This window comes from Deltaproteobacteria bacterium, from assembly GCA_016210005.1.
Classification (GTDB): Bacteria; Desulfobacterota; Binatia; order HRBIN30; family JACQVA1; genus JACQVA1.
On record JACQVA010000053.1, the window covers coordinates 17,843 to 30,833 of the forward strand.

At 66.6% G+C, this 12,991-nt stretch carries 13 protein-coding genes; 7 read left to right on the plus strand and 6 right to left on the minus strand.

The genetic code is table 11. The features are described from left to right. The first annotated feature begins 41 nt into the window (after positions 1-41). The 5 genes from folD (at position 42) to gcvPB (ending at position 5,318) form a co-directional block, all read left to right on the plus strand. On the plus strand, positions 42-893 hold the full coding sequence (gene folD / locus HY699_05910; protein ID MBI4515335.1) for a bifunctional methylenetetrahydrofolate dehydrogenase/methenyltetrahydrofolate cyclohydrolase FolD: 852 nt from the start codon (positions 42-44) through the stop codon (positions 891-893). Positions 894-925: 32 nt separating this feature from the next. Next, positions 926-2,014, plus strand: coding sequence for a glycine cleavage system aminomethyltransferase GcvT (gene gcvT, locus HY699_05915; GenBank protein ID MBI4515336.1), 1,089 nt, complete (start codon positions 926-928; stop codon positions 2,012-2,014). Positions 2,015-2,025: 11 nt separating this feature from the next. Next, complete coding sequence (gene gcvH, locus HY699_05920; GenBank protein ID MBI4515337.1) at positions 2,026-2,415, plus strand: glycine cleavage system protein GcvH; 390 nt, start codon at positions 2,026-2,028, stop codon at positions 2,413-2,415. Positions 2,416-2,493: 78 nt separating this feature from the next. Then, the gene (gcvPA, locus tag HY699_05925; protein MBI4515338.1) at positions 2,494-3,831 is read left to right on the plus strand and encodes an aminomethyl-transferring glycine dehydrogenase subunit GcvPA; all 1,338 of its coding nucleotides are present in this window, start codon (positions 2,494-2,496) and stop codon (positions 3,829-3,831) included. Then, a complete protein-coding gene (gene gcvPB / locus HY699_05930; protein MBI4515339.1) occupies positions 3,828-5,318 on the plus strand; it encodes an aminomethyl-transferring glycine dehydrogenase subunit GcvPB in 1,491 nt (496 codons plus the stop codon). The genes gcvPA and gcvPB overlap by 4 nt, the downstream gene beginning before the upstream one ends. An 18-nt stretch (positions 5,319-5,336) precedes the next feature. Here the strand turns inward: gcvPB and HY699_05935 are convergent, their stop codons facing one another. Further along, positions 5,337-6,368, minus strand: a complete 1,032-nt coding sequence (locus HY699_05935) for a hypothetical protein (protein MBI4515340.1) — start codon at positions 6,366-6,368, stop codon at positions 5,337-5,339. 114 nt (positions 6,369-6,482) lie between these two features. Between HY699_05935 and tatA the strand changes: the two genes are divergently transcribed. Next, a complete protein-coding gene (tatA, locus tag HY699_05940) occupies positions 6,483-6,692 on the plus strand; it encodes a twin-arginine translocase TatA/TatE family subunit (GenBank protein MBI4515341.1) in 210 nt (69 codons plus the stop codon). Here the strand turns inward: tatA and HY699_05945 are convergent. Continuing rightward, entirely contained in the window at positions 6,683-7,723 is a 1,041-nt protein-coding gene (locus tag HY699_05945; protein ID MBI4515342.1) for a zinc-ribbon domain-containing protein, read from the minus strand. The genes tatA and HY699_05945 overlap by 10 nt on opposite strands. A gap of 65 nt (positions 7,724-7,788) precedes the next feature. Here HY699_05945 and HY699_05950 point away from each other — a divergent pair, with 65 nt between their 5' ends. Then, positions 7,789-8,502, plus strand: coding sequence for a glycosyltransferase family 2 protein (locus HY699_05950; GenBank protein MBI4515343.1), 714 nt, complete (start codon positions 7,789-7,791; stop codon positions 8,500-8,502). Between the two features lie 25 nt (positions 8,503-8,527). On the opposite strand, the gene HY699_05955 is transcribed toward HY699_05950, so the two are convergent. The 4 genes from HY699_05955 to HY699_05970 form a co-directional block, all read right to left on the minus strand. Next, positions 8,528-9,271, minus strand: coding sequence for a 1-acyl-sn-glycerol-3-phosphate acyltransferase (locus tag HY699_05955; GenBank protein ID MBI4515344.1), 744 nt, complete (start codon positions 9,269-9,271; stop codon positions 8,528-8,530). Between the two features lie 51 nt (positions 9,272-9,322). Further along, complete coding sequence (locus HY699_05960; GenBank protein MBI4515345.1) at positions 9,323-10,453, minus strand: PilT/PilU family type 4a pilus ATPase; 1,131 nt, start codon at positions 10,451-10,453, stop codon at positions 9,323-9,325. A 144-nt stretch (positions 10,454-10,597) separates the two neighbouring features. Further along, positions 10,598-12,082: a wax ester/triacylglycerol synthase family O-acyltransferase gene (locus HY699_05965; GenBank protein MBI4515346.1), complete on the minus strand. Its 1,485-nt coding sequence runs from the start codon at positions 12,080-12,082 to the stop codon at positions 10,598-10,600. A 690-nt stretch (positions 12,083-12,772) separates the two neighbouring features. Next, entirely contained in the window at positions 12,773-12,958 is a 186-nt protein-coding gene (locus tag HY699_05970; protein MBI4515347.1) for a hypothetical protein, read from the minus strand. Positions 12,959-12,991: the final 33 nt, after the last annotated feature.

Below are 12,991 nucleotides of genomic sequence, written 5' to 3' on the forward strand. Positions count from 1 at the left end.
GCGTCTTTACAGGCCCGCGCCCTTCTGCTTATAGGCGCGCCATGTCTGAGATCATCGACGGGAAGTTGGTGGCGGCGGCGGTGCGCGATGAGGTGCGCGCGGCGGTGGCGCGGCTGCACGCGGTCAGTGGAGTGGTGCCCGGGCTGGCAACCGTGCTGGTCGGCGACGACCCCGCTTCAGCTACCTATGTGCGCAACAAGCGCAAGGCGTGCGCGGATACCGGTATCAACTCATTCGGACATGAGTTGCCGGCAAGCACGTCGCAAGCGGAGCTGCTGGCGCTCATAGATACCCTCAACCGTCGGAGCGACGTGCACGGCATCCTGGTGCAACTGCCGCTGCCCAAACCGATCGAGGCCAACGCGATCGTCGCGGCCATCGACCCGCGCAAGGACGTCGACGGCCTGCACCCCCTCAGTCAGGGCCACCTGCTGATGGGCTTACCCGGGCTGCGCCCGTGCACGCCGCTGGGCATCATGCGCTTGCTCGACACTACCGGTGTGGAGCTGAAGGGTAAACGCGCGCTGGTGATCGGACGCAGCAACTTGGTGGGCAAACCGCTGGCCCTCTTGCTGCTCGAGCGCCACGCCACCGTCACCGTCTGCCACTCGCGTACGCGGGATCTGGCGGGCGAAGTCGCTCGCGCCGAAGTGCTGGTGGCGGCGATGGGCCAGGCCGAGCTGATTCGCGGCGACTGGATTCGCCCCGGCAGTGTCGTCATCGACGTCGGCACCAATCGCCGCGCCGACGGCAAGCTCGTCGGTGACGTCGAATTCGCGGTCGCGCGCGGGCGCGCCGCGCACATCACGCCGGTGCCGGGTGGGGTCGGGCCGATGACCATCGCCATGCTGCTGCGCAATACCGTCACGGCTGCCGAAGCGCTGGGCGCGTAGCGCGGCTCGATGCTCGTGAACCGCTGGAGCCTATGACCGCCGCCAAACGCACGCCGCTGTATGCGGCGCACGCCGCACTCGGCGCCCGCTTTGTTGACTTCGGCGGCTGGCAGATGCCGGTGCAGTACTCCGGCATCATCGCCGAACACACGGCGGTGCGCACCAGCGCCGGCTTGTTCGACGTCAGCCACATGGGCGAAATCGAAATCAGCGGCCCGGCGGCGCTGGCCACCTGCCAGCGCCTGACGGTGAACGACGTGGCGCGCTTGCAAGCCGGCCAGGCGCAGTACTCATTGTTGTGTTTGCCTACCGGCGGTGTCGTCGATGATGTGCTCGTGCACCGCCTGGCGGGCGAGCGCTACCTCTTCTGCGTCAATGCCGCTAACAGCGACAAGGACTTCGCTTGGATGAACGCGCAGCGGGGCGCAGCGACGGTGCGCGATTGCAGCACCGAGTTCGCGCAGCTGGCGTTGCAGGGTCCGCGGGCCACGGCGATCTTGCAGCCGCTCACCGCCGTGGCGCTCGCCCCTGTGCCGGCTTTCGCCTTCATCCAAGCGCAGGTGGCTGGTAAGGACGCGCTGTTGGCGCACACCGGCTACACCGGCGAAGACGGCTGGGAGATATACTGTGCGCCGGCGGCGGCCGAGCCGATTTGGCAGGCGCTGCTCGAGGCTGGCGGCCCCGCGGGCTTGCTGCCGTGCGGCTTGGGGGCGCGTGATACCTTGCGACTCGAGCGCGCGCTGCCGTTGTACGGCCACGAGTTGACCGAAGACACCACGCCACTCGAAGCCGGGCTCGGCTGGGTCGTGCGCCTGAACAAGGGTGATTTCATAGGCGCGGCGGCGCTGCGGGCGCAGCGGCAGCGGGGGCTGCAGCGCAAACTGGTCGGCTTCGTGCTCGACGAGCCCGGCATCGCGCGGCCGGGTTACGCCATCTTGCACAACGGGGCGACGGTCGGCGCCGTCACCAGCGGCACCAAGTCGCCGACGCTTGGCAAGGCGATTGGACTAGGCTATGTGGCGGCAGCTTGCGCAGAGGTGGGCACCAGACTAGCAATTGAAATTCGCGGACGAGCCGTGGCGGCGACTGTTGTGTCGCTTCCGTTCTATCGCCGCGGTTGAGGAGTGCAGGCATGGAGTTTCCGGAGGATCTGAAATACTCGAAAGAACACGAATGGGTGCTGGTGGAAGGCGGCGTTGCCACCGTCGGCATTACCGATTACGCCCAAGAACAGCTCGGCGACATCGTCTTCGTCGAACTGCCGGCGGTGGGCGATAAGGTGAGCAAGGATGAAGCCTTCGGCGTGGTCGAGTCGGTTAAGGCGGTCTCCGACGTGTTCGCGCCGATTTCGGGAGCGGTGCTCGAAGTCAACGATGATTTGCCCGACAGCCCAGACATGCTCAACGAAGACCCCTATGGCGACGGCTGGATCATCAAGGTCGAGATGAGCGACAAGACCGATCTCGACGATCTGATGACCGCCGCCGAGTACGAGCAGTACGTGGCCGAGGAGAAGGAGTAGCCCTGCGGCTGCGGCGTCTAGCCTCGCTACTGGTCGCGTAATGCCGCCCGACCGGCGGTGACAGGCGGCCAGCTTTCGATGCGCTTTATCCCTCATACCCCTGACGACATCCGCGCCATGCTCGAGGTGGTGGGCGTGGGGTCGGTGGCCGAGTTGTTCGCCGACGTGCCGGCTGAGTTGCGCGCGCGCGCTCAGGTAAACCTGCCGCCGGGTGTAGCCGAGGCCGCGGTGCGAGCGCGCTTGGAGGCGCTGGCCGCACGCTGCCCGGGCGCGCACTGGCTGTCGTTCTTGGGCGCCGGCGCCTACGCGCACACGGTGCCGGCGGTGGTCGATCACATACTGCAACGGGCGGAGTTCTACTCGGCCTACACGCCCTATCAGCCCGAGGTGAGCCAGGGGACACTGCAGGCGATCTTCGAGTTTCAGTCGCTGGTGGCCATGCTCTTCGATCAGGAGGTCGCCAACGCCAGCATGTACGACGGCGCCTCGGCCGCGGCGGAGGCGGTGTTGATGGCCTTGCGGGTGCGGCCCAAGCGCCGGCGCGTGCTGGTGTCACGCGCCCTCCATCCGCAGTACCGGCAGGTGATCGCCACCTACTTGGCCGGTGCGAGCGAGGCTGAGGTGGTCGAAATCGGCTTTGATGCCAGTGGCACGATCGCGCGCGCGGCGCTGGCCGGAGCGCTCGATGACCGTACCGCCGCGGTCGTTGTCGGTTACCCCAACTTCTTCGGCGTGCTTGAGCCGCTCGAGGAGATCGCGACCGCAGCCCATGCCCAGGGCGCACTGGTGATATCGGCGACGCCCGAAACCCTGGCACTGGGCGCGGTTAAGGCGCCGGGCAGCGGCGGTGTCGATATCACTGTGGGTGAAGGACAGAGCCTGGGCGGCACGCTTTCCTACGGCGGCCCCGGCGTCGGCTTGTTCGCCACCCGCGCTGAACACGTGCGGCTCATGCCCGGCCGCTTGGTGGGTGAGACCGTTGATGGCGGCGGCCGCCGCGGCTACGTGCTGACGCTGGCCACGCGCGAGCAACACATCCGGCGCGAGAAGGCGACTTCCAATATCTGCACCAACCAGGGGCTGATGGCACTGGCTGTAACCGTGCACCTGGCGGCGGTCGGCCGTGCCGGCTTGCGCGCTCTGGCGCTGGCGAATGTCAAACGCGCACACGCGGCGGCCACGGCCCTGTGTGCTGGTGGGCGCTGGCGGCGGCGCTTCAGCGGGCCGGTGTTCAACGAGTTCGTGCTCGCCGGCAGCGCGGCCGGCGCGGCGGTGGCGGCGGCGCAAGCGCATGGGGTGCTGGCCGGCCTGCCGCTGCATGCCTGGTACCCCGAGTTGGAGGACTGCTTCCTGGTCTGTGCCACCGAAATGCACAGCGAGGCCGATATCGCGCGGTTGGTCGAGGTGCTGCAATGATTGCCGGGCAAGGCAAGCAAGCCGGCTTGCTGCTTGATGAGCCGCTGATCTTCGAGCGCAGCCGGCCCGGGCGCGCGGCCTTCGCCGTCGATGAAGCGGTGGAATCCGCCGAGGATCTGCTGCCGGCTCAATTGCGGCGCGGCCTCATCGAGGGCTTTCCCGAGGTCAGCGAACCCGAGGTGCTGCGCCACTTCCTGCGCTTGTCGCAGTGGAACCTCGGAGCTGCAACCACCTTTTATCCGCTGGGCTCGTGCACGATGAAGTACAACCCCGTGCTCAACGAGGCGCTGGCGCGCCTGCCCGGCTTCGCTCGCTTGCATCCGCTGACACCGGATGAACTGGCGCAGGGGCAGCTCGAGCTGATGTGGGCGCTAGAGCAATGCCTCGCCGAAATTTGCGGGATGGACGCCATCAGCTTGCAACCGGCCGCGGGGGCGCAGGGTGAGCTGACCGGAATGAAGATGGTACGCGCTTATCACCTCGACCGCGGCGGAGCCCGCTCCAAGGTGCTCATTCCAGCCAGCGCCCACGGCACCAATCCCGCCAGCGCCGCACTCGCCGGCTACGGCGTGGTGTCGGTGCCGGGCAACCGCCTGGGGTTGATCGAAGCCGAAGCGGTAGAGCGGGTGATGGACGAAGAGGTTGCGGCCATCATGATCACCAACCCGAACACACTCGGGATGTTCGAGCGCGAGATTGTGCAGGTGGCCGAGGTGGTGCACGCGCGTGGCGGGCTGGTATATCTCGACGGCGCTAACCTGAACGCATTGCTGGGCGTGGCCAAGCCGGGGCACATGGGCGCCGACGTGCTGCAGTTCAACCTGCACAAGACCTTCTCGACGCCCCACGGCGGCGGCGGGCCGGGCGCAGGACCGATCGGCGTGCGCGACTGCCTGGTGCCCTATCTGCCGGTGCCGCGGCTGGTGCGCGATGACCACGGTATCTGCTGGAGTGAAGCGTTTGCCAAGTCGATCGGACGGGTGCGCTCCTTTCATGGCAATGCCGGCATTCTGGTGCGCGCTTATGCTTACATTCTGGCCCTCGGCGGCGACGGCCTGGAGCTGGCAACCCAGATGGCGGTGCTGGCGGCCAACTACATCCGCAAATCGCTCGAGTCGCAGTATCACGTACCGGTGCCCGAGACCTGCATGCACGAGTGCGTTCTGAGCGACAAGGCCTTCGAGGCTGAAGGGGTGAAGACCCTCGATATCGCCAAACGGCTGCTCGATTACGGCTTCTACGCGCCGACGATCTACTTCCCGTTGGTGGTCAACGGCGCCATCATGATCGAGCCGACCGAGACCGAGAGTAAGGAGACGCTCGACGAGTTCATCGCCGCCATGCGCGCGATTGCGCGCGAAGCGCTGGCCACGCCCGACGTCGTGCGCAGCGCCCCGACGCGTACACCGGTGAGCCGGCTCGACGAAGCCCGCGCCGCGCGCCGTCCGGTGCTGCGTTGGCGGCCGGCATCGCCGCCCGTGCGGTGAGCTGGGCGCCCTTCGCGTTCAGAGCAAACCCGCACCCAGCACCCCGTAACAGCCGGCACTGGCTTTGCCGGTGCGCGGGTCGACCAGGGACTGGACCGTGAGATCGACGAGCAGAATGATGTGAATGTTGCCGTCGCTAGCTTCGGCTCCGGCGGGCGGATTGGCGTCGAACAGCACGTCCGGCTTGGCGGTCTCCAGTAGCTCGCGATAAACCGCGAGCGTGGTACCACTATCGCGCTGCACCACCCGCGCGTCGAGCAGTTTACCGCTCGGGCTCATGATCGCCTCGACCTCGGCGTACTCGCGGCCGGAGCCATAGGAGTCGCGCGCCAGCACGCGGTTGAGCCGCATGCTGAAGTGCTGGAAGACGCGGGCGACGACGCGGCGGATGAACGGGGCGAACAACTCGGCCTTGGTGTTGAGCAGCGTCAAATCGCCCGGGCGGATCTCGGGCAGCAGATCGTTGGAGCCGGGCCGGAGCGAGAACGACCCACCGCCGCCAGCCAGCAGATTGCGGCTTGGCGGGGGTTGGTCGTGCTTTTCCGCGGGCGGGGGCAGCGCGCGGGCAAGATCACCAGCCTTGGGCAGCAGTTGCTCGAGTTTTGGAAGCGCAGCGACGCGTTGCTGCGCCGGGGCGGCGGGCTTGGGCGCTGGTGGCTCTGCTTTCGCGGCCTGTGGTGCGGCCGCCTCGGTGCCCGCTGCGGGCTCGCCACGCCGAACCATCTCTTCCCTGACCGTATTGTCGCGGTCGCTCAACAGCCGGGTCTTCTCCGGCGCTCGTTGCTCGCCGGCCTCCGAAGGCGCGACAATCTGCCGTTCCGGCAACAGCACCGGTGCCGGCTGGGCTGGCGCCGGCTCTGACTTCTCGGCCGGTGCCGGTCTTGCCGCCGGCGCCGAGCGCGCAGGCAATTGGCTAAGATCGACTTCGATAGATTTGGGCATTGCCAGCGGCAACTCCAGCCGCCGCAGCACGGGCAATAGCGCCAGTAACGTCAGGTGCAGGAGCAGCGACAGCGCCAGTGCCCACGACAGCCGTGCCTGATCGGTCATCGCGGCGATTGTAGCTGGGCGGGGCGGCACGGGCCAGCGCACCGGAGGCGGCAGGGGCCGGCTTGCGCCGCCGTGAGCCCTTCACGTATAAGCTTGCCGGGAGAAGCCTGGCACATGTTCGGACTTGGCATCGGCGAACTGATAGTGATCCTGGTGATCGTCTTGATCATCTTCGGGGCCGGCAAGCTGCCGGAGATCGGCGAGGGGCTGGGCCGCGGGATCCGCAACTTCCGCAAGTCAGTGAAATTGCCCGATGAGATCGACGTGACACCGCCGAAGCCCGAGGACGGCAAGGGCGAGGGCGGCGGCGAGCCTCAGGCCTGACGCTGAGCCGCAAGCACCTGACTGCTGAACTCGGTGACCCCGGCCGGCGGCTGCATGAACACGATCACGAAGGTGGACTCTTCACCCGGAGCGATGCCGAAGCGTTTGGGCGGCTTGAGGTCTTGCAAAATCGAGACTTCTCGTTGGGTCAGCGACTTCAGGATCTTGGTCGAGACCACGTTGCCGCAGAAGATCGTTTTCTCGTCCAGCTGAGTATTGGCGTTGTTGAACAAGCGGCCGACGACCTGGATGTTGCGCACCGTTACCGGGGCATTGTTCAGCGCGCGGCCGGTGATGACGAATACGGCCTGGCCATCCTTGATCCGCTGATACCCACCTATGACATCGCTGAGCACGATCTTGCGATTGAGCAGGCGATCCTCGGTGATCGCGCTGATGAAGGGCAGCTTGCGAAACAGCGAGTCGGCCAGCTCGGGATTGGAACGCAACGTCCACGCCAGCGCGCCGTATGCCGCTACCACCAGCGCAAGAAAGATCAGCACGGGTTGCACCGAGATGCCGGGCGCCGGCGAGGGTTCCTCCTCCTGCGCAATCGCCTCGTCGCGGAACTCGTCGTCGAAGTCGTCGGCGGCGGTGGGCGCCAGCGGCGGGGGCTCGTACGGGGCTTCTTCATCGGCTTCGAAAATCGCGCGCACCGGCTCGACAACGTCACGGGTCGGGGTGACGTCCGGCTCCTCGAGGGCGTGGCGTTGCGCCGGTGGCGACCGGCGCTCGCGGGCCGTCATCGGTGCGGCCGGTTCGGTGCCGAGTTCGAACTCCGGCTCGGGCTCGTCGATGGTAAGGTCGGCTGCCGGCGGCAGCGGCTCGCTGGGTGACGCCTCCGAAAAGGTGAACGACAGGTTTTCCGGCGGGCTCGACGCCGGCTTCGGCGCCGGGGGCTTCTTCGATGCCGCGTTCGGACCCGGGAAGATGTGCCGGCAGCGGGAGCACTTGAGCATGGGGTTGGGCGCGGACAGCCGGCTATCGTCGAGCTGGAAGCGCGTGTTGCAGTAAGGGCACTGAATGATCATGGGCAGCGGTCCAATACGGCGGTGATTGTATGGTGAGTGAGATAAAAAGCAAATCGCAGACCGGCATGGTCAGCGAGCTGTCGGTGGTGTTGCCGGCTTACAACGAAGAGGCCAACGTCGAGCGGGTGGTACGCGGGGTGGCAGCGTACCTGGAATCGCTCGGGCTCGACTATGAGGTGCTGGTGGTGAATGACGGCAGCGGCGATCGCACGGGGACGATTCTCGACGCGCTGGTAGCGGAATTTCCGCGCCTGCGCCCGCTCCATCACCCGCACAACCGCGGCTACGGCGCGGCCCTGCGCACCGGCTTCGACGGCGCCGCTAAACGCTTCGTCTTCTACATGGACGGCGACGGCCAGTTCGATATCAAAGACCTGGCGCTGGTGCTGCCGCTGGCCACGGATGAGCAGCACATCGTTACCGGCTATCGCATCGAGCGCCGCGATCCCTTCATCCGCCGCCTAAACGCCATGCTGTTCGGCGGCTTTCTGGTGCGGGTGATGCTCGGCGTACGCGTGCGTGATCTCAACTGCGCCTTCAAACTCATTCCCAAGAAGGTCTTCGAGGCTATCACCCTAGAGAGCACCGGCGCGTTGATCAACGCCGAGCTTTATGGCCGCGCCATTCGCAAGGGCTTCGGCATCAAGGAAGTCGGCGTGCACCACTACCCGCGGGAGGCCGGGGTGCAGACCGGCGCCCACTTGCGCGTGATCTTGCGGGCGTTCTACGACCTGGCGCGACTGCGCCAGAAGATCATCCACGGCGACCGCGGGCAGTGAGGCGCGCTCAGCGCCGGCGGCGGGGTCATGCCGTTGCCGGCGTCGATTCACCGAGCGCGGCGGCGATGCGGCTGCGCACTGCTTGAGTGAGGGCCTCCGCCGGCATGCTGGCAAAGCTGGCGTAAGGGATCTCGTCGAGCACGCGCACGCTGATCGCGTGGCGACCTTGGAGCACGAAACCGCGCTTCGGCAGCGCCTGCGCCGTGCCCTGCACCACAATCGGCAGCAGCGGCGCTCGGGTGCGTTGCGCCAGGATGAAGGCGCCCTCCTTGAAGGCGCGTAGCCGGCCGTCGGGCGAGCGCGTGCCTTCGGGAAACATCATGATCGAGTTCCCGCCGGCAATGGCCCGCTCACACGCGGACATCATCTCCGCCACGCTCTGCCGGTCGCCCCGGCGCAACTCGATGTAGCGGTTTAGCCGCATGTTCCAGCCGACTGCCGGGACGCGGAAGTTCTCTATCTTCGACACCCACTTGAAGTGCACGAACAGGCGGAAAAGGACGAGAATGTCGAGCAGGGATTGGTGGTTTGCCACCATCACGTAGGCCACGCCCGGCCGGATGCGCTCGCGCCCTTCGATGTGCACGCGCCAGACCGGATTAAGCCAGGTGTAAAGCGACGCCCACCAGCAGGTGAACCGATGCAGCAGCACCAGCCGGCGATCGAAGAGAACGGTGCTGGCCCAGATCAGCGCCGCGACCGGGAACAGCAGCAGCGAGCTGACCACAATGAAGAGCCAGAACAACAGCGACAGCACGCGCGCGAGCACGCGGCTTTCTACACTGCCGCGTGCGCGCGCGCTAGCCGCTGTCGCGGTCTTCTACAACTCCACTCGGGAAGGGCCGCGGCTTTCCGACTTGGGGCGTTGCGCGCCGCCCTCGCTGCCGAGGTCGCGGGCCTGCAACTCGAAATCTGCTGGGTTGCGGCAATGGGCCAAGGCTTCGGCGTAGGTGATGCGACCGGCGCGGTAAAGCGCGAGCAACGACTGGTCGAAGGTCTGCATGCCGTAGGTGTTCTGCCCTTGCGCGATGACCTCGGGTAGCTCGCGCACGCGCTGCTTCTCGATGTACTCGCGCACGCGCGCGCTGCCGACCATAACCTCAACCGATGGAATCAGGCCCGAGCTGTCGGCGCGCAACAATAGCCGCTGACTGATCACGCCGCGCAACACGGTGGCCAGCACCATGCGAATCTGCTCGCGCTGGTGCTCGGGAAACGCGCCGGCAATGCGCAGCACAGTGTCGGGCGCGTCCATGGTGTGCAGCGTGCTGAGAACCAGGTGCCCGGTCTCCGCCGCCATGATGGCAGTCTCCATGGTCTCGACGTCGCGCATCTCCCCGACCATGATCACATCAGGGTTTTGGCGCAGAGCGGCGCGCAGAGCCGAGGGAAAGTCACTGACGTCGTCACCGACCTCGCGCTGGCTTATCACTGAGCGCTGCTCGTGATGGATGTACTCGATCGGATCTTCGATCGTAATCACGTGACGCGCACTGCTCTGATTGATGTGTTCAACGATCGCCGCCAAGGTGGTGGTCTTGCCGCTGCCGGTCGGGCCCGTGACCAGAATCAGGCCGCGCCGCTCGTTGGCCAACTTCTCGAGAACCGGCGGTAGACCCAGCTCGGTGAGGCTGCGAATGCGCGGCGGCACCAGGCGCAGCACGATGCCGACCTTGCCGCGTTGCCGGAAGACGTTGACGCGGAAGCGGCCCAGCCCGGGCTGGTCGAACGCGACGTCGGCATGGCGTTCGGTGGCAAAGCGCAGCCGATGGGTGTCGTCCGCCAAGATCCAGTTCATCGCCTCGTGCAACAGCTCCGAGGTGAGCACGCCGGCTTCCTCGCAGGGGCGTAACGTCCCGTGGACACGAAACATCGGCGGCATGCCGTCCTTGAGGACAACGTCCGACGCCTCCTGATTCACCGCCGCGTGCAAAATGTCGGTCAATTCCATGGAGAGTTCTTCCTACACATCATTTGAACCAATACCCATGAGAGGATTCCTTGTCCAGCGAGATCTTCAGCAACTGTGGCGCGGCTACGCCCAGCGCCTGGTGTGCGAGTTGCCGTGCGCCCTAGCGACGGCGCGGCGGCCTGGCTAGCTGGCCTGGGTGTGCGCCTGCTCGAGGCGCTGCTTGCGCGCTCGCGCAGGCCGCGGTGGCCGGCGACCCTCGGCCTCGACCGCACCCCCGCGCGCGCCAGCAACCCGGCCCGCGCTGACGTCGCGCAGCTCGCAGAAGGCGGCCCGAATGTCACCGATGAAGTCGTGCAAATCGGGCACCAGGTCCCAGTCGGCGTTGACACCCCAGCAGAGTTTGCCGGCGTAACTGAGCAGTGCGATTGCCAGCCCCTGGTTCTCGAACAGCGGTACCAGCGGGAAGCCTTCGAGCATGGGGGCGCCGAGCAAATAGAAGGTCTGCTGCGGACCGGGGACGTTGGACACGATCAGGTTGTACGGGTGCAACCAGGCGGTCAAACGGATGCCGAGCGAAAGCACCGCGGGACCGAGCCACTCGGCCGCCTGGGTGAGAACCTGCGGGCCGAGGGCCTGCTTAGAATGCTTCAAATCGGCGGTGAGCGCGCGCACGCGCGCGTAGCGGTCAAGCGGATCGCATTCGGCGACCGGCAGCGCCGTAAGCCAAGCCGAGACGCGATTGCCCATGGTGCCGTACTCTTCCGGCGCCCGCACGTTCACCGGAATGGTAACGCGGAAGTTGAGGCCGGTGAGATCAAGATGGCGGCGGCGCAGGTAGCGATGAATCGCGCCCGTTGCCGTGGCCAACACGACGTCGTTTACCGTGCCGCCGAGGTGGTGCTTTATCGCTTTCACCTCGGCGAGGTCGAGCGCCAGCCAGTCAAAGCGCCGATGCGGGCCCACCGGCCGATTGAGCGGGGTGCGTGCCGGCGGCCACAGCGCCGATTCCACCGTCTGCAACACCGCAGCGAAGTCCCGGTAAAGTTCTGCGCGGGTGCGGTCTGGTTGCTTCAGCGCTTGCCGTAGCTTGCGCGCCAACTGCAGCGGAGCACTGGCGCGGCGCAGCGCCGCGTCACGGACCAACTCGATCCTACCCGGGGCGGGCCGTGGAACCCAGCGTGGCGGATCGTGGATCACCTGCGAGGACGAGGGGCCAAGGATGGCGGTAAGCAGATCGACGCCGGCAAGGCCGTCCACCATGCAGTGGTGCGTCTTCAGCACCAACGCGAAGCGCCCGCCCTGCAAGCCCTCGACGATCCAGGCCTCCCACAACGGCTTCCCGCGATCAAGCTGCTGCGAGATGATGCGGCCGGTCAGCCGCTTGAGCTGGTGCTCGTCGCCGGGATGCGGCAAGCAAGCATGGCGCACGTGGTAATTCAGGTTGAAATGCTGGTCGTCAACCCACACCGGCCGATTCTCCAGCGGCACAAAGGCGATGCGCTGCCGGTAGCGGGGCACCAGATGCAGGCGCGATTTGATGTAAGTTCGGATACGGTCGATGTCGACGCCACCGTCTGGGCCTGCCAGCGCAGCGGCTTCGAAGATCGCCGTGCCGCCGACGTGCATGTGCGTGTGGGGGCCCTCGAAGACCAGGAAAGAGCTATCCATGGCAGAAAGGGGTTCATAATGCGAAGGGTTATTCATGTGCGCCCACTCCCGAGCCGTCGTCTGTAGCCACTGTCGAAGGAACAAATCAAGTCGCGTGCTGCGCCTAGCCTCGGGCCGTTGGCGCACCGCGGCGACCTGGAGGCGAGTGCGTCGCCTTCTCGTGTGGCATTTTGCATGCCCCAATCCGTTGTCGCACCGGCTCGAGCTGATCGCGCTGCGGCTTCCGAATTCCGTGAAGCGACGACGCCGGCACCGGTCTCCCTCCTGCCATGCCGCTGCCGTATTCGCGCCCGCTGTGCTGTCGTGTTGACGGCGGCGGCGAAGATCGGCAGCAGGGTTTTGCCGTTCGGCACTGGAACGTAGGTTGCACAGGTGGGCAATGATGCGCCGCACTCGGGCCATGGCTCTGTCACTAGTTACGCTGTGCGTTTGCGCACGCGCCTGGGGCCAGATTGCTCCGACAACGACCTCTACGCTGCGCCTGCCGACTGCCACCTCGACCCGCGTTCCCACGCGCACGCCGACTAGCACCCCGACGCTTACCCCGACCCGCACGCCTTCGGCTACCCGCACGGCGACTCGGACTCGGGTTCCCAGCGCTACTCCGAGCGCGACCCCAACGCGTAGCGCGACCCGCACCAAGACAGCGACCCGACCACCCACCGTGGCGCCGACGGCGACCGCTGTGGGTCAGCCCACCAACACCAGAACTGTGCCGCCGACCCCAACCGCGACACTAACTCGAACCGCCAGCCCGACTCGCACGGCGACGCGCACACCGACGCAAACCGCGACCAGGACCGCCAGCCGCACGGCTACCAGTACTCGCCCTCCATCCACCCCCACGAGCACCAGGACCCAACCGCCGACCCGCACCGCAACCTACACCCTGACCGCAACCGCTGGGGG